Source organism: Sulfitobacter sediminivivens, from assembly GCF_042611115.2.
Taxonomy (GTDB): Bacteria; Pseudomonadota; Alphaproteobacteria; order Rhodobacterales; family Rhodobacteraceae; genus Sulfitobacter; species Sulfitobacter sediminivivens.
The window spans coordinates 86504-102761 of the sequence record NZ_JBHGAR020000006.1 but is presented as its reverse complement, the minus strand read 5'-3'; the positions used below and the strand labels follow the sequence as shown (position 1 = coordinate 102761).

14 protein-coding genes are annotated in these 16258 nt (G+C 56.5%); 8 read left to right on the top strand and 6 right to left on the bottom strand.

The window, feature by feature from the left end; translation table 11 throughout:
* Positions 1-32 precede the first annotated feature (32 nt).
* The 8 genes from tolB (at position 33) to folD (ending at position 9619) form a co-directional block, all read left to right on the top strand.
* Positions 33-1358, top strand: a complete 1326-nt coding sequence (tolB, locus tag ACEWL3_RS08775; protein ID WP_386181113.1) for a Tol-Pal system beta propeller repeat protein TolB — start codon at positions 33-35, stop codon at positions 1356-1358.
* Between the two features lie 93 nt (positions 1359-1451).
* On the top strand, positions 1452-1973 hold the full coding sequence (gene pal, locus ACEWL3_RS08770) for a peptidoglycan-associated lipoprotein Pal (protein WP_114877798.1): 522 nt from the start codon (positions 1452-1454) through the stop codon (positions 1971-1973).
* 16 nt (positions 1974-1989) lie between these two features.
* A complete protein-coding gene (gene ybgF / locus ACEWL3_RS08765) occupies positions 1990-2814 on the top strand; it encodes a tol-pal system protein YbgF (protein WP_386181405.1) in 825 nt (274 codons plus the stop codon).
* 4 nt (positions 2815-2818) lie between these two features.
* The gene (gene tilS / locus ACEWL3_RS08760; RefSeq protein WP_386181117.1) at positions 2819-4075 is read left to right on the top strand and encodes a tRNA lysidine(34) synthetase TilS; all 1257 of its coding nucleotides are present in this window, start codon (positions 2819-2821) and stop codon (positions 4073-4075) included.
* A 105-nt stretch (positions 4076-4180) separates the two neighbouring features.
* Positions 4181-6109, top strand: a complete 1929-nt coding sequence (gene ftsH / locus ACEWL3_RS08755; protein ID WP_386181120.1) for an ATP-dependent zinc metalloprotease FtsH — start codon at positions 4181-4183, stop codon at positions 6107-6109.
* A gap of 118 nt (positions 6110-6227) precedes the next feature.
* Complete coding sequence (locus tag ACEWL3_RS08750; RefSeq protein WP_386181123.1) at positions 6228-6809, top strand: MOSC domain-containing protein; 582 nt, start codon at positions 6228-6230, stop codon at positions 6807-6809.
* Between the two features lie 145 nt (positions 6810-6954).
* Positions 6955-8631 (top strand): formate--tetrahydrofolate ligase, encoded by a 1677-nt coding sequence (locus ACEWL3_RS08745; RefSeq protein ID WP_386181126.1) that lies wholly within the window; start codon positions 6955-6957, stop codon positions 8629-8631.
* A gap of 85 nt (positions 8632-8716) precedes the next feature.
* Entirely contained in the window at positions 8717-9619 is a 903-nt protein-coding gene (gene folD, locus ACEWL3_RS08740) for a bifunctional methylenetetrahydrofolate dehydrogenase/methenyltetrahydrofolate cyclohydrolase FolD (protein ID WP_386181129.1), read from the top strand.
* On the opposite strand, the gene ACEWL3_RS08735 is transcribed toward folD, so the two are convergent.
* From ACEWL3_RS08735 to ACEWL3_RS08710, 6 genes are all read right to left on the bottom strand, one after another.
* On the bottom strand, positions 9616-9984 hold the full coding sequence (locus ACEWL3_RS08735; protein WP_386181408.1) for a PaaI family thioesterase: 369 nt from the start codon (positions 9982-9984) through the stop codon (positions 9616-9618). The two genes, folD and ACEWL3_RS08735, sit on opposite strands and share 4 nt — an antisense overlap.
* A gap of 57 nt (positions 9985-10041) precedes the next feature.
* Complete coding sequence (gene pdeM / locus ACEWL3_RS08730) at positions 10042-10704, bottom strand: ligase-associated DNA damage response endonuclease PdeM (RefSeq protein WP_386181132.1); 663 nt, start codon at positions 10702-10704, stop codon at positions 10042-10044.
* Positions 10705-10997: 293 nt separating this feature from the next.
* Positions 10998-13451 (bottom strand): ligase-associated DNA damage response DEXH box helicase, encoded by a 2454-nt coding sequence (locus tag ACEWL3_RS08725; RefSeq protein WP_386181135.1) that lies wholly within the window; start codon positions 13449-13451, stop codon positions 10998-11000.
* Between the two features lie 37 nt (positions 13452-13488).
* Positions 13489-14796: a DUF8689 domain-containing protein gene (locus ACEWL3_RS08720; RefSeq protein WP_386181140.1), complete on the bottom strand. Its 1308-nt coding sequence runs from the start codon at positions 14794-14796 to the stop codon at positions 13489-13491.
* Between the two features lie 69 nt (positions 14797-14865).
* Entirely contained in the window at positions 14866-15360 is a 495-nt protein-coding gene (locus ACEWL3_RS08715) for a prepilin peptidase (RefSeq protein WP_386181143.1), read from the bottom strand.
* A gap of 4 nt (positions 15361-15364) precedes the next feature.
* Positions 15365-16219: a tetratricopeptide repeat protein gene (locus tag ACEWL3_RS08710; protein WP_386181146.1), complete on the bottom strand. Its 855-nt coding sequence runs from the start codon at positions 16217-16219 to the stop codon at positions 15365-15367.
* Positions 16220-16258 lie beyond the last annotated feature (39 nt).

The following is a 16258-nucleotide window of genomic DNA, read 5'->3' as shown; positions in this document are numbered from 1 at the left end:
ATCATGTTTGATCCTGAAAGGATTTGCCTCAGATGAAATCACGTTTTCTCAGCATTTGTTTGGCATTGCTCAGCGCGATAGCCGTCCCCGTCACGGTTCTGGCGCAAGAACCGCTCAAGATCATCATTGATGAGGGGATCATCGAACCTTTGCCCTTCGCGGTGCCGACCTTTCAGCCTGAAAGCGCCGAGGCCGGACAGCTCGCCAACGATCTTGCCCGTGTCATCGCGGAAGATCTGATTGGCACCGGGCTGTTCCGCGAAATCCCTGCAAGCGCATTTATCTCAACCGTCAGTGATTTTAATGCCAGCGTGCAATACGCCGATTGGAAGGCGATCAACGCACAAGCCTTGGTCACAGGGGCCGTCAATGTTCAGGGCGGTTCGGTCAATGTGAAATTTCGCCTTTATGATGTGTTTTCGGGTGCTGAAATGGGCAACGGACTGCAGTTTTCCGGCACCACCGGCGGGTGGCGGCGGATGGCGCACAAGGTGGCCGATGAGGTGTATAGCAGGATCACCGGAGAAGGCGGTTATTTCGATAGCCGCGTTGCCTATGTTTCTGAGACAGGCCCAAAAGATGACCGCAAAAAACGACTGGCGATCATGGATTATGATGGTGCGAATGTGCAGTACCTGACCGATTCAGGATCCATCGTTCTGGCACCGCGTTTTTCACCGAGCGGCGACAGAGTTCTTTATACCAGCTACGAAAGCGGATTTCCGCGCATCTATGTGCTTGATATCGGCAGTGTCTCGCGCCGCGTTCTGGAAAGTTCAGAGGGCACAATGAGCTTTGCGCCGCGATTTTCGCCCTCCGGACAGACGGTGGTTTTCTCGCTCACCCAAGGCGGTAATACTGACATCTATACCATGGACATCGCCAGCGGATCATCCGTTCGCCTGACCAACACCCCCGCGATTGAAACCGCACCCAGCTTTTCACCAGATGGCCAACGCATTGTTTTTGAAAGCGACCGGTCCGGCACGCAGCAACTTTATATCATGCCTGCAACTGGCGGCGAAGCCACGCGAATCTCCTTTGGTGAAGGGCGTTACGGCACACCTGTGTGGTCGCCGCGCGGCGATCTGGTGGCGTTCACGAAACAGAACAAAGGCCGCTTTCATATTGGTGTGATGCGGTTGGACGGTTCAGAAGAACGTCTGCTGACCGCATCGTTTCTGGACGAAGGCCCAACATGGGCACCCAATGGTCGTGTGGTGATGTTTGCCCGCGAAACCCAAGGCGCAGGGGGATCATCAACGCTCTATTCAGTGGACATTTCAGGGCGTAACCTGAGGCCAGTGCGTACGCCCGAAGGGGGGTCTGACCCATCATGGTCGCCCTTGCAAAAGTGATCACCAAAGATGCGCGGAATATTTCCAATGCGCGCGCGCCTGTGATAAACAACAGATCAATTGGCACAAAGCCATCACACGAGAGGCAGTAGCATGAAACGTTTCCTGACCAGCACCATCTTGATCGCAGCTTTGGCCGTTTCGGCCTGTACCAACCCCAATCGCTTTGGTGCGGACGGGTCGGGCGGGGCAAACGCCAACGCAGGGATAAACGGCAGCGTTTTGCCGGGCAGCGCAAGCGACCCTTCCTCAACCGCTTATTTCCAGCAGGCCATCGGTGACCGGGTTCTGTTCGAGGTAGATCAGTCAAACCTGACCGCAGTTGGCCGCGCCACATTGGATGGCCAAGCTGGCTGGCTTTTGGCGAACACCGACTATCAGGCGGTGATTGAAGGTCACGCAGACGAACAGGGCACGCGCGAATACAACCTTGCCTTGGGCGCACGCCGTGCCAATTCGGCGCAGGAATATCTGGTGTCCAAAGGTGTGCCAGCCTCCCGCTTGCGGGTTGTGAGCTATGGCAAGGAACGCCCGATTGAAATTTGTTCAGAAGAAGCCTGCTATGCCAAGAACCGCCGCGCGGTGACGGTTCTGGCCGGTGGACTGACCAGCTAAGGTATAATTGACCATGATGAAACGCGTTATTCTGGCGATGGCTTTGGGGCTGCTGGTCAGTCCCTTTGCCCTGCATGCACAGGACACACAAACCCTTGCGGATGTGCGTCAGGAACTGACGGTCCTGAATGTCGAAGTGCAAAAGCTTAAGCGCGAGCTGTCAACCACCGGCGGCGTTTCGGTGGACACAGGCGGTGGGTCCGTGCTTGAGCGTGTGAACGCCATGGAAAGCGAATTGCAGCGCCTGACATCCAAAAGCGAAGAGTTGGAAAACCGCATCAACCGGATTGTCGCGGACGGCACAAGCCGCATTGGCGATCTGGAATTCCGTCTGGTTGAACTGGAGGGTGGCGATATTTCCACCTTGGGTGAAACATCGACTTTGGGCGGTGCGGACCAAACTTCCAGTCAGGCCCCATTGACGGCCCCGGCAACGCCCACGGACACCGCATCTTTGGCTGTGGGGGAGGCAGCAGACTTTGAGCGGGCGCAGGCGGCGCTCGCCTCCGGTGACTTTCGCGGCGCCGCAGATCAGTTTGCGACCTTCAATCAAACCTATCCGGGTGGACCGCTAGCCGCCGAGGCCGATTTGCGCCGAGGCGAGGCACTCAACAGCCTTGGTGACGCCCGCGAAGCAGCACGTGCATTCTTGGCCAGCTTTACCGCAGATCCGGTTGGCCCTGTTGCACCTGTATCCTTGTTTGAACTGGGCCGCGCATTGGGCTTTTTGGGCCAGACCCAGGAAGCATGTGTGACGCTGAGCGAGATCGCTGTGCGGTTCCCAGACAGTCCCGCCGTGGCGCAGGCTGAGGGGGAGCGTGCCAAGATGGGATGCTCTTGATCCCATGCCAGCGCGCTTAACCCAACAGGTCGCTGAGGCGTTTTTGCCCAATCCCCCTGAGGTGTTAGGTGTTGCAGTGTCGGGTGGTGGCGATTCAATGGCATTGCTGCATCTGCTACATGGCCTCTGCACCCTTCATGGAACAAAGCTGCGGGCGGTGACCGTAAATCATGGTCTGCGTGCTGAAGCGGCGTCCGAGGCCCAAATGGTGCATCAGTTTTGTGCAACCTTCGGCATTTTGCATGACACCCTGCTTTGGGATGCGTGGGACGGCACGGGAAATCTGCAGAGTGCAGCCCGCGATGCCCGCTTTGCGTTGATGTCTGCGTGGGCAGCCGAACATGGGATCGATACATTTGCATTGGGCCACACAGCGGATGATCAGGCTGAGACGTTTTTGATGCGTCTGGCCCGGCGTTCTGGTGTGAATGGTCTGGCGGGCATGTCGCCGCGGATTATTCGTGAAGGCGTGACATGGGTGCGCCCGCTGCTCAAGGCCAGCCGCGCGGAATTGCGCTGCTATCTGCAATCCCAAAGCGTCCCTTGGACCGAAGACCCCAGCAACGACGATACCGCTTTCGAGCGCGTCAAGGCCCGCCAGATAATGGAGGTGCTCGCGCCATTGGGAATTGATGCCCAGGGTCTGTCAGCGGTGGCCGAACACATGGCACAGGCCCGCACGGCATTGGATTGGCAGACCTATCTGGCTGCACGTGACATCGCCAAGGTGGATGCGGGTGCAGTCGTCATTTGTGAGCGCAAGTTGCGCATTCTTCCGCATGAAATCCAGCGTCGGTTGTTTGTGAGCGCCGTGAACTGGATCAGCAACGAAACCTATCCGGCGCGTCACGCAGCGATCACATCGCTGATGCAGGCACTGCGCAAAGGTCAGGCCGCCACCTTGGAGGGATGTCATGCGTGCAGGGTTGGCGGCCAAATCTGGGTGTTTCGCGAACATAACGCCGTAAAATACGTACAAACGCCCCCGGATGAGCTTTGGGACGCCCGCTGGCATTTGACCACCGCTGACACATCCGACAATTGGCGGAACGTGACGGTGCGGGCGTTGGGCAAAGAGGGACTTGAACAATGCGTCGATTGGCGCGCTTCCGGGCGCCCCCATGCGGTGCTTTTGTCCACACCAGCCGTCTGGCGAGGTGACGTTGTTGTCGCGGCCCCCCTTGCCGGATGGAGCCAGAAATGGCATGCGGACGTTATCGGTGGTGAAGAGACTTTCTTTGCCGCGCTTTTAACGCATTGAACATGCGCGCATCATCTCTATCTTAAAGAGGTGGCCGTGTCATAAAGATGTGTCCTCTGGGCCGCAGCACCCGCGCGCGCCTTGTTGATAATTAGGAGAATTTCCTTGGGCAATGTTCGTAATCTCGCCTTCTGGGTTGTGTTGATGCTGTTGGTTCTGGCGTTGTTCAATTTGTTCAACGGCTCAGGCAACAATCTGCAAAGCACTGAGATCACCTATTCTGAATTTGTAAACTCGGTCAAAGGCGGTGATGTCCGGAATGTGACATTGGACGGTGAACAGGTTCGTTTTCGCAAGGCTGATGGCGGTGATTATATCGTGATCAAGCCAGAAGACGCTGAAATCACCACACTGTTGATCGACAACAATGTACCCATTCAGGCCAAACCGCAGGAACAATCTGGATTTTCCACGTTCTTGATGTCCTTGCTGCCCATTCTGTTGCTGATCGGTGTGTGGATCTATTTCATGAACCGGATGCAGGGCGGTGGCAAAGGTGGTGCCATGGGCTTTGGCAAATCAAAGGCCAAGATGCTGACCGAAAAGCATGGTCGCGTGACGTTTGATGATGTCGCGGGCATTGATGAAGCCAAGGAAGAGCTTGAAGAGATCGTAGAATTCCTGCGCAATCCGCAGAAATTCTCGCGTCTTGGTGGTAAAATCCCCAAAGGCGCACTGCTGGAGGGCCCTCCCGGTACAGGTAAAACACTGCTTGCGCGGGCCATCGCGGGTGAGGCCGGCGTGCCGTTCTTTACCATTTCTGGTTCTGACTTTGTCGAGATGTTCGTTGGTGTTGGTGCAAGCCGTGTCCGCGATATGTTCGAACAGGCCAAGAAAAACGCCCCTTGTATCGTGTTTATTGACGAAATTGACGCAGTTGGTCGCCACCGTGGTGCCGGCTATGGCGGTGGCAACGATGAACGCGAACAGACATTGAACCAGTTGCTGGTTGAAATGGATGGCTTTGAGGCGAATGAGGGCGTGATTATCATCGCGGCCACCAACCGTAAGGACGTTCTGGACCCGGCCCTGCTGCGACCGGGTCGTTTTGACCGTCAGGTCAGTGTTGGCAATCCCGACATCAAGGGTCGTGAGAAGATTCTGCATGTGCATGCACGCAAAACACCGCTCGGACCTGATGTTGATTTGCGCATCATTGCCCGCGGTACACCGGGTTTCTCGGGCGCGGATCTGGCCAACCTCGTGAATGAAGCAGCACTGACTGCCGCACGTCTGGGGCGTCGTTTTGTGGCGATGATGGATTTCGAATCCGCTAAGGACAAAATCATGATGGGGGCCGAAAGGCGCTCCATGGTGCTGACGCAGGAACAAAAGGAAAAGACCGCGTACCACGAAGCTGGCCACGCCATTGTGGGCATATCCCTGCCTAAATGTGACCCGGTTTATAAGGCGACGATCATTCCGCGTGGCGGCGCATTGGGCATGGTGATGAGCCTGCCGGAAATGGACAAGCTGCAAATGTTCAAGAATGAGGCCGAACAGCGCATTGCGATGACCATGGCAGGCAAAGCCGCCGAAATCATGAAATATGGCCCTGACGAAGTGTCCTCCGGTCCGGTAGGTGACATCATGCAGGCCAGCGCGCTCGCCCGTGCAATGGTGATGCGCTATGGCATGTCCGACAAGGTTGGCAACATTGACTATCAAGAAGCGGCGGCTGGCTATCAGGCCAATGGCGGGGCCGGCGGGTTTTCTGTTTCTGCGGCCACTAAAGAGCTGATCGAAAGCGAAGTGAAACGCATCATCGACGAAGGTTATGATCTTGCTTCAAAAATTCTCAAGGAAAAGAAAGAGGAATTTGAGCTTCTTGCGCAGGGTTTGCTTGAATATGAAACGCTGACGGGTGACGAAATTAAGCGTGTCATCGCGGGCCTGCCGCCCACGCCAGACCCCGACGTAGACGAAGGTCCATCCGACGAAGGCAGCGCGCCAAGCGTGACAACAATCCCCAAGGCCAAAGCAAAGAAATCACCGCCGTCTTCTGGTAAGTTGAAACCGGAGCCATCGACCTGATCCATCTGATCTGGTGATGGGAACATCATAAGAAATCATAAGGTCCGGCCCGTGCCGGGCCTTTTCTTTTGCCCGGGCAACGCGCACTTTGATCAGGCAATTCGAAAAAGGATCACCCATGGCAGAGCTTCGTCCAACCGACTTCATCGCAACCGTCAAGTGGCTGGGCAGGGTACCACAAAAGCGCACCAACATCCGGTCAGAACCTATTGAACAGGCATTTTTCAGCTATGCCGGAATCGAGGGCGATTTTCACAGTGGTCTCACACGATCTTCATGTGTGCGGGTCACCGAACAGCATCCCAAAGGCACCGAAATCCGCAACACCCGACAGTTGTCCATCCTGTCGGTTGAGGAACTGGATGCCATCGCGCGCCAGATTGGTATCGAGGCCATGGACCCGACCACATTGGGGGCGTCGATTATCTTAAAAGGCATTCCCGATTTCACCTACGTGCCACCTGGGTCGCGGCTTCAGACCGCAAGCGGAACGACGATCGTCATCGACGTCGAAAACGGCCCCTGCAATTTTCCCGCCCGCGAGATCGAAAAGGATATGCCCGGGCATGGAAAAGCATTCAAAACAGCCGCACGTGGCAAACGCGGCGTGACCGCATGGGTCGAGCGCGAAGGCATGATCGCCATTGGTGACACTTTGCGCCTGCATGTTCCTGATCAACCTCACTGGCCCCATCTTTAAGGCCCCATGTTTCCAAAAAGAAACACCGCTGCGGCCTCTCGCCGCATCACGGGGTGGAAATGTCGGAAATGCGCCCTCTCCAAGACAAGGGCACCTGTAAGAGGGGCACAGCAACACCGCCGACATGGCAACAGGGGATTCTCAGATGGCTTTCAAGACCGACATCCAAATCGCACGCGAAGCGAATAAGAAACCGATTCAGGAAATCGGCAAGAAACTGGGCATCGGCACGGATGACCTGCTGCCCTACGGCCACGACAAAGCAAAGGTCAGCCAGAAATTCATCAACTCGGTTCAGGACCGCAAAGACGGCAAGTTGATCCTTGTGACCGCGATCAACCCGACGCCAGCGGGCGAAGGTAAGACCACGACAACTGTTGGGTTGGGTGACGGTCTGAACCGCATTGGCAAAAACGCCTGCGTGTGTATCCGTGAGGCATCGCTTGGCCCGAACTTTGGCATGAAGGGTGGTGCCGCGGGCGGTGGCTATGCCCAAATCATCCCAATGGAAGAAATGAACCTGCATTTCACCGGCGACTTCCACGCGATCACCTCTGCCCATTCTTTGTTGTCGGCGATGATCGACAACCACATATATTGGGGCAATGAGCTTGAGATCGACACCCGCCGCGTTGTGTGGCGCCGTGTCGTCGACATGAACGATCGCGCGTTGCGCCAGATCAACGTATCGCTTGGCGGTGTCGCAAATGGCTTCCCCCGTGAAGGCGGATTTGACATCACCGTGGCATCCGAAGTGATGGCCATCCTCTGCCTCGCAAAGAACTTGACCGATCTGCAGGAACGTCTGGGCAATATGATTGTGGCCTATCGCCGCGACCGCACACCTGTATTTGCCCGCGACATCAAAGCGGACGGTGCAATGACTGTTCTGCTGAAGGACGCGATGCAGCCAAATATCGTTCAGACCTTGGAAAACAACCCGGCGTTTGTACACGGCGGCCCGTTCGCGAACATCGCACACGGCTGTAACTCAGTTATCGCAACAACAACGGCGCTGAAATTGGCGGACTACGTTGTAACCGAAGCGGGCTTTGGTGCTGACCTTGGTGCTGAGAAATTCATGAACATCAAATGCCGCAAGGCAGGCCTCTCACCCTCCGTTGTCGTGGTCGTGGCCACAGTGCGTGCGATGAAAATGAACGGCGGCGTTGCAAAGGCTGATCTGGGCGCTGAAAACGTTGATGCGGTTAAAAAGGGCTGTGCCAACCTGGGCCGTCACATCGAAAACATGAAATCCTTTGGGGTGCCTGTTGTCGTTGCGATCAACCACTTTGTCACTGACACCGACGTCGAGGTGCAGGCAGTCAAAGACTATGTGGCGTCGCAAGGCTCCGAGGCGATCCTGTCGCGTCACTGGGAGTTGGGTTCAGAAGGGTCTGCAGACCTTGCCACCCGCGTCGCCGAGATTGCCGATGGCGAGTCCGCCAACTTTTCGCCCATCTACCCCGACGACATGCCGCTGATGCAAAAGATCGAGACCATCGCCAAGCGCATCTATCGCGCCGACGAGGTGCTGGCCGATCAGAAAATCCGCAACCAGCTGAAAGAATGGGAAGCACAAGGTTACGGCAACCTGCCCGTATGTATGGCCAAAACCCAGTACAGCTTTACCACCGATCCTGACCGCCGCGGCGCGCCAACCGGCTTCTCCGTCCCGGTACGCGAGGTGCGTCTGTCCGCAGGGGCCGGATTTGTTGTGGTGATCTGTGGTGAGATCATGACCATGCCGGGTCTGCCCCGGGCACCTTCGGCCGAAACAATCAGGTTGAACGCTGACGGCGACGTCGAAGGATTGTTCTGATACCCCGATAGGGCCAAAACCTTGGTTAGAGCATAAGGGGTAGGGCGGGGTGTACCCCCGCCTTACGCATGAAAAGGGAAAGTAAATGACAGCAACAGTGATCGACGGCAAGGCTTTTGCAGCAAAAGTGCGTGGCAAGGTGGCCGAACATGTGACTCGCCTGAAGACCGACCATGGCATCACACCGGGATTGGCTGTGGTTCTGGTGGGCGAAGACCCGGCATCGCAGGTCTATGTTCGTTCCAAAGGCAAGATGACCGTCGAAGTGGGCATGAAATCCGTTGAACACAAACTGGATGTTGAGACGCCCGAGGCTGAATTGTTGGCGCTTATTGATCAGTTGAACAACGATCCCGACATTCATGGCATTCTGGTGCAATTGCCACTGCCCAAACACCTGGACGAAGATCTGGTGATCAATTCGATTTCACCTGCCAAGGACGTGGATGGCTTCCATATCTCTAATGTGGGTTTGTTGGGGACAGGCCAGAAATCCATGGTGCCCTGCACACCGCTGGGCTGTTTGATGATGCTGCGCGACCATCATGGGTCACTTTCGGGAATGGATGCAGTGGTCATCGGGCGGTCAAATATTGTTGGCAAACCGATGGCGCAACTGCTGCTGGGTGACAGTTGTACGGTTACCATCGCGCATTCCCGTACCAAGGATTTGCCGGACGTAGTGCGCCGCGCCGACATCGTTGTGGCCGCCGTGGGCCGCCCTGAAATGGTGCCGGGGGATTGGATCAAAAAAGGTGCGACGGTGATTGACGTTGGCATCAACCGCCTTGACGCGCCTGAAAAAGGCGAAGGCAAGACCAAGCTGGTGGGGGACGTTGATTATGAAAGCTGCGCGGCTGTTGCAGGGGCAATCACACCTGTGCCGGGCGGCGTGGGTCCGATGACCATCGCCTGCCTGCTGGCAAACACCGTTACGGCCTGTTGCCGCGCAAATGGGTTGGCAGAACCCGAAGGCCTGACCGCCTAGGCACGGACGGGCACCATCGTGCCCTGTAAGACGGCAATCAAATTGCGCACCCCGTCTTGTTCGGCGTGGACCTCTGCGCTGACCACACAAAGCCGCTTGCCGGGTTTGATCACCCGGCCCGTGGCAATCAAGATGTCCCCGCGTGCAGGCGCAAGCAGGTTCACTTTGATCTCTGCTGTGACCACCTCCATGTCCAATGGAAGCATGGTCAAAGCCGCATATCCGGCCGCAGAATCCCCGATGGAAAATGTCAGCCCCGCATGACCAAACCCTTGTTGTTGCAGGGCCAGCGGCAATATCGGTGCCGTGATGCAGATATGGCCCTCGCGCACGTCACTGAGTGTTGCACCAAAGGTGGACATCATACTTTGCGCGGCAAAGCTTGTGTGGATGCGTTCAATGGCAGTCTGGTCCACTTAAAGTTACCTCGGCATTGGAATGGCAATGGGGTTCTTGCCGGTCAGGATCGCGCAGGCCTCTGGGCGCATAAGATCACAGAGTACATCCGAACGGCTGCGCAGCCCACCGGTGTAGGTGCCGTAAGCTGGCAGGATTATCCGATCGGTGTCAAAGAGGAACGCAGGTCGCGAAATACTTCGGCCTGAGGCGTGCAATGACGCTTTGGGGTGATAGTGGCCTGATACCTCACCACTCGCGTCAATCTGGGCGATGTGACGAAAGGTCAGCGGGGCAACTGGCAATTCGGCCAGATGACTGCCGCCCAGATCGACAGGGCCGGGGTCATGGTTGCCCTCAATCCAGACCCACCGACGCCCGGCCTGAAGCTTGGTAATCCACAGGCGCTCTTCATTGGGCAGGGCCAGTGCTGCGCTCAGATCGTCAAAACTGTCACCCAGACAAATCACCACCTGCGCATTGCAGCGCGTCAGATCGGCGGCAAGCCGGGTCAGGGTATCGCGGGTGTCATATGGGGGCAAGGTACTACCGCCCCGCCGGGCAATCCGCTCAGACTTGCCCAAATGCAGATCGCTGACACAGAGCAGCCGCTGATCTGCCCACCAAAGCGCGCCACTGCCAAGTGCCGTCATCTGTGCACCGGCAAGAGTGAAATTGTATCCGTTCATCCTTTGTTCATGTTTGAATTGGTTCAGTTTGGCAAGCAGACAATCATATTACGTGCGGTTGGAATGGATGGTGTGCCTCGGTATCTAAAAAAGGGTGAAATGGAAGACGCGCCAACATTTGAGTTGGAACCCCTAAAGACATGGCGCGCCTCCACCCTTTACGGTCATCGGCTCAGCAGCCTGTACCGCGCTTCATTTTGAGCGATACGTCGTTAAAAAATGGTGAGCTTCAATTTCACCCTTTTCCAAATACCGATGCGCTGAAACCAAATCAAAAGAGGACCGGCCCGAGGTTAAAACCCCCCGCGCCAACGCGGCTTGTCAGACGGGGCAGGGGTGATTCTGGCGAGGCCGGATTGCTCCAACAAACGCTCAGCCTCCTGTGCGAGCAGCCGTTCTTCAGCCTCGCCCTTGACCGGGACGCGGCCCATTTCCAAAAACAACGGTGCTGCCAAGGGTGAAACGCGTGGCAAGCGCAGATGATCAATCCGACTCGCGACACGGCCAATCATTTCCTCGATGCGGCCAAAATCGACCAAACCGCGCAGGGCCTCTTCGCGGGTGATCTGCAGCATGAGGTGTTCAGGGTCATACCGGTACAATGTGTCATACAGGATGTCAGAGCTGAAGGTTGCTTGCCGGCCCGATTTACGCGCTTCGGGTAGATTTCGTTCAATCAGCCCGGCAATTGTCGCACTTGCGCGAAAGGTGCGTTTCATCACCGCGTTTCCGGCCAGCCAAGTGTCCAGCCCGTCCTGCAGCGCGTCGAGATCAAACAGCGGGGCAGGGTCTTCAACCGCGTCTAACCCCCAGATCAGGGTCGCATAATCGGTGGCCACAAATCCAAGCGGGTGCAAGCCCAGCTCTTCCATCCGTTTTGTCAGCAACAAGCCCAGCGTTTGCATCCCGTTGCGTCCGGCAAAGCCGTAAACAACGGTTTGTTCGCGGCCATCATGGGCGAAGCTTTCGATCAGCAATCTGCCGGGCTGTGGCAATTGGCTGACTTCGCGCTGCAGGTGCAGCCATTGGGCTGTGTGTTCAGGCAGATCAGGCCAACTGCTTTGGGTAAGCATCCGCTGAATACGTGCAGAGAGCTGCGTTGATGTGGCAAATTTCGTGCCCATGAATGTCGCTATTTTCGGCTTTTTCGCGGCATCCCGACTGACTTCGACAGTCATCTCACGCAGGCCTTCGTATTTTACGATCTGCCCGCCGATCAAAAATGTATCGCCCGGGGTCAGGGACGCGGCAAAGCCTTCTTCAATTTCCCCTAAAGGTTTGCCACCACGATTGCGCCGCATCCGGACTTTGAGCGTGTCAGTGTCCTGAATGGTGCCGATGTTCATGCGGATGCGCTGTGCACTGCGCGGGTCGCGCAATTGCCAGCGTCCGTCGGGGAGTTGGATCAACCGCTGCCAACGGTCATAGGCGCGCAGCGCATAGCCGCCTGTCGCGCAAAATGCGAGGCAGTCGTCGAACGCGGCGCGCGTGAGATCGCTGTAGGCACCCGCAGAGGTGAACTCGGCATAAAGATCATCCGCATGGAACGGCCCGGCACAGGCGGCAATCAGAATATGTTGGCACATCACATCGCGCGGGCCGGAGCCGCGCGGCTCGCCGTCCAGCTCGCCCGCCAGAACGGCCTCAAGTGCGGCAACGCATTCGACCACTTCAAACCGATTGGCAGGCACCAAAAGCGCCTTTGAGGGGGCATTATACTGGTGGTTGGCGCGGCCAATACGTTGCACCAGGCGTTTGACATTTTTAGGGGCACCAATCTGGATCACCAGATCCACATCCCCCCAATCAATGCCCAGATCAAGCGAGCCGGTACAAACGATGGCACGCAATTCGCCCCTTACCATCGCGCCCTCAACGCGCGCCCGTTGTACGCGGTCAAGACTGCCGTGGTGGATGCCAATCGCCAGACCTTCGTCATTGGCAAGCCAGAGGTTATGAAAGAATATTTCCGCCTGCGCACGGGTGTTGTGAAAGATCAACGTGGTGTTGTGTTGTTTGATCTGTTCCAGCACCGCCGGGATGGCATAGGCCGCGCCGCCACCCGACCATGGCGGCGCTTCTTCGGTGCGCAGCATCTGGATATCGGGTGCGGGGCCAGGATCGGCCAGCAGAATTTCACACGGGTCCGGATGTCGGGCCATCAGATGCGCGATGGCTGCAGGGTCATCCACAGTTGCTGAGAGCCCCACACGTTTGAGATCGGGACAGATCGTTTGCAGTCGCGCCAGCGCCAGCATCATCTGATCACCACGTTTGCTTTCCGCAAGGGCGTGGATTTCGTCAATCACCACCCGTTTCAGCCCTTTGAACATGCGCGGGGCGTCGTCATAGCTGACCAGCAGGGCAAGGCTTTCTGGTGTGGTTAAGAAAATATGGGGCGGGTCAGCGCGTTGCCGTTTGCGTCTGCTTTGCGGCGTATCGCCAGTGCGTTCGTCAATTGTAATGGGCAAGTTCATTTCCTGAACCGGCGTGGTCAGGTTGCGTTTGATATCCGCAGCCAGTGCTTTGAGCGGGGAGATATAAAGCGTGTGCATGCCTGCATGCTCGCGCTGAGCCAGATCAATAAGCGTAGGCAGGAAACCAGACAAGGTTTTGCCCCCGCCCGTTGGCGCAATGAGCAAAAGCGACGGCACATCCGCGCGTTCGAGCATCGCCAGTTGATGGGCGTGGATGGACCAGCCTTTGGAGGCGAACCAAGTTTGAAACAAAGCGGGGAGTTGCGTCATCTGGGCAATTTAGAGCGCCCCGCGCCGGAAGGGAACGCTACTTAATGATCACTTCGTCCTTGACGAACATGTTGGCCCACGCCCGGTCGATGAGGTCAGGCGACATCTGATAGGGGATGCCCTCAAAATCGCAGATCGCGATCATCTGATCGATCAGAAAGATCGGTTGATAGTTTGCATATACATTGTCGATTGTGGGGTATTTGACCTTGAGCAGATGCACCAAAGTCGCCTCATCAAGCCCCATGCCGCGTTTGCGCGCCACCATGGCAAAAATCTTGAGGAAGTTTTCCTGATTGGGGCCATCAATCTTGATCTTAAAGAAGATACGACGCAGGGCGGCGGTATCAAAAATCTCATTCGGGTGGAAGTTGGTTGAAAAGATCACCAGCGTGTCGAACGGCACCTCGAATTTTTCACCCGACTGCAGCGCCAGGATGTCCTTACTTTCTTCCAGTGGCACGATCCAGCGGTTGACGATGCTTTGCGGTGGTTCTTTTTGACGGCCAAGGTCATCCACAATGAAAATGCCGCCCGTTGATTTCAACTGCAACGGGGCCTGATAAGTGCGCGCCGTTGGGTTATAAACCAGATCGAGCATATCTAGCGACAGTTCGCCGCCGGTGATAACGGTTGGCCGCTCGCAGCAGACATAGCGCGCATCATAGCGGGTAACACGGCGCAGGGATGTGGGATCCTGGACCTCATCCTCGGCGGCGGAATGGACGATAGGGTCATAGACGGTAATCACCTGCGAGGCGTATTCGATCGCCCGTGGGACATAGACCCGGTCGCCCAAAGCGTCACGGATCCCGTTGGAAATACTGGATTTACCGTTGCCCGGCGGGCCGTACATCAGAATTGAGCGTCCTGCAGATACCGCAGGGCCCAGATGATCCAGAAGGCTGTCGGGCAGGACCAGATGGCCCATCGCGCCGACCAGTTGTTCGCGGGTAATCTGCAGATTTCGCACCGACTGGCGTTTGACCTGTTCGCTGTAGACCTCCAGCGGCACAGGCATCGGACCGAAGTATTCTGACTGTGCCAAGGCGTCCAGCGCGCGGGCCTTGCCGGCATCGGTCAGCTGATATCCCATTTCGTTGCCATTTTGGGCATTCAGGGTGCCGGTAGCTTCCAACAGGCGCTGGTCGCGGGCCATATCGACCAATTCTTGTGTGACCGGAATGGGCAGGCTGACCGCACGGGCCAGTTCGCTTACCAAATCGACGTTTTTTCGAAAGATCGTTTTCAGCAGAATGTCCCGCATCATAACGATGGGCAGCCGCATATCTTCTAACCGTTTGGGGGGCGGCGGGGCCACTACGCTGGACGCTTGGACGTTCATGACAACACTCCTGACGAATGGGGGCAGGGAATGTGAAACCTGCACCAAAAGGGCTGAATATGGCGTGAATCACGCACCATATTTTGCTCCAAGAATAAGATACACGGCCAAAGTCGCGCCAAGGGCAAGACCCATCGGGAATTTTTTTGCTTGTGACCAGCTGGCCCAATCGGGGGCCAGTCTACGCAATGGCGTATGTTTTGCCAGCCGGTGCGTTGCGACAGAGGCCAAGACGACCGCCATAAAAAGCGCCATCAGCATTCGCAAATCGCCCAGAGCCACAAAAGGGGCACCTGCAGCCAGGAATTTGGAATCTCCCGCCCCCATCACACCTGCGGCATTCAGTACAACACCAATTATCAACACAGTAACAAGGCCCAGCAAGCGCCAGAGATAGGTGTTGAACGGCAAGACAAACAATCCCACCACGACAAAGACCAAGGCCAAAGCGACAACTGCCTGATTGGTTATGCGCATCTGTGCCATGTCGGTGAACATGACGTAAAAACAGATCGGCAACACAAAGGGCAGAAACCACAGAGCAGATGTGGCGGTGATCGCCATCGCGCTAGCCGTTGTCTTCGAGCGCGCGCAGGGACCGTACTGCTGCTTCGAAGTGCTGTGGATGTGTATCAATTGCTTCGCGCAGCAGGCCTTTGCCCGTTTCAACGTCGCCTTGCTTGATCGCGGAAAGGCCCATTGTGTGCAGCAATAGCGCACGTTCTGTCTGATCCATCGGGATCACCGGTAATGAATAGTCGCGTTGCGCCGAACGTGCGAGGACGAGATTGTTTTTGGCGGTAAACAAGCTGGTATCCTGACGCACGGCGTCCGAAAACAGCCGTTCGGCATCTTTGTAGTCACCGCGCGTCAGTTTGGAATAGCCCCAGTTGTTCATAACGGAACCGGGCGTCGTGGTCAGCCCGACCGCAGTTTCATAGAAACTGTCGGCCTTCGTCCATTCCTTCTTACTGTCTGCGATGAGTGCAGCAAGCCGGTATCGTTTAAATGTCTCGTGTGTTGGAGGGACACTGTTGAGAACTGTTTCGGCTTTGGCCCAATCACCGCTGCGAATCAGCGCATCGGCGTATTCAACGCTGTCATCGTTTGTCGCCTCTGGCATCTTTGTCACTTTGGACCATTCAATGGCACCCTCGGTCACCCGCTTTGCACGGATCAGGGAAAGTGCAAGACCGCGTTGATGATCGATCCTTGTGGGGTCTTCCTTGATGGAACGCGAGAAATAACTGACCGCCTCGTTCGGGTCAGCCACTGTCAGCATCACATCTGAAAGATTTGTTGCGTCGACAACATTGACGTCCTTGAAGGCCCGCTCAACGGTGGCGTTCGCGTCTTTTTCACCGCAGCCTGCAACAACGGCGACACCTGCAATGCAGGTGGCAATTAGAATAGGTTGGCGCATTTTTGCGTCCTTTTTACTGCTCTGCCTCGGGCTTGGTGT

What these genes read in the sequence shown, in the direction of transcription:
- ACEWL3_RS08720 (WP_386181140.1), bottom strand. Translation starts at nt 14,796, where the DNA reads ATGAACGTCCAAGCGTCCAGCGTAGTGGCCCCGCCGCCCCCCAAACGG.
- ACEWL3_RS08710 (WP_386181146.1), bottom strand. Translation starts at nt 16,219, where the DNA reads ATGCGCCAACCTATTCTAATTGCCACCTGCATTGCAGGTGTCGCCGTT.
- pal (WP_114877798.1), top strand. Translation starts at nt 1,452, where the DNA reads ATGAAACGTTTCCTGACCAGCACCATCTTGATCGCAGCTTTGGCCGTT.
- ybgF (WP_386181405.1), top strand. Translation starts at nt 1,990, where the DNA reads ATGAAACGCGTTATTCTGGCGATGGCTTTGGGGCTGCTGGTCAGTCCC.
- ACEWL3_RS08715 (WP_386181143.1), bottom strand. Translation starts at nt 15,360, where the DNA reads ATGGCGATCACCGCCACATCTGCTCTGTGGTTTCTGCCCTTTGTGTTG.
- ACEWL3_RS08745 (WP_386181126.1), top strand. Translation starts at nt 6,955, where the DNA reads ATGGCTTTCAAGACCGACATCCAAATCGCACGCGAAGCGAATAAGAAA.
- pdeM (WP_386181132.1), bottom strand. Translation starts at nt 10,704, where the DNA reads ATGAACGGATACAATTTCACTCTTGCCGGTGCACAGATGACGGCACTT.
- ACEWL3_RS08725 (WP_386181135.1), bottom strand. Translation starts at nt 13,451, where the DNA reads ATGACGCAACTCCCCGCTTTGTTTCAAACTTGGTTCGCCTCCAAAGGC.
- ACEWL3_RS08735 (WP_386181408.1), bottom strand. Translation starts at nt 9,984, where the DNA reads ATGATGTCCACCTTTGGTGCAACACTCAGTGACGTGCGCGAGGGCCAT.
- folD (WP_386181129.1), top strand. Translation starts at nt 8,717, where the DNA reads ATGACAGCAACAGTGATCGACGGCAAGGCTTTTGCAGCAAAAGTGCGT.
- ACEWL3_RS08750 (WP_386181123.1), top strand. Translation starts at nt 6,228, where the DNA reads ATGGCAGAGCTTCGTCCAACCGACTTCATCGCAACCGTCAAGTGGCTG.
- tilS (WP_386181117.1), top strand. Translation starts at nt 2,819, where the DNA reads ATGCCAGCGCGCTTAACCCAACAGGTCGCTGAGGCGTTTTTGCCCAAT.
- tolB (WP_386181113.1), top strand. Translation starts at nt 33, where the DNA reads ATGAAATCACGTTTTCTCAGCATTTGTTTGGCATTGCTCAGCGCGATA.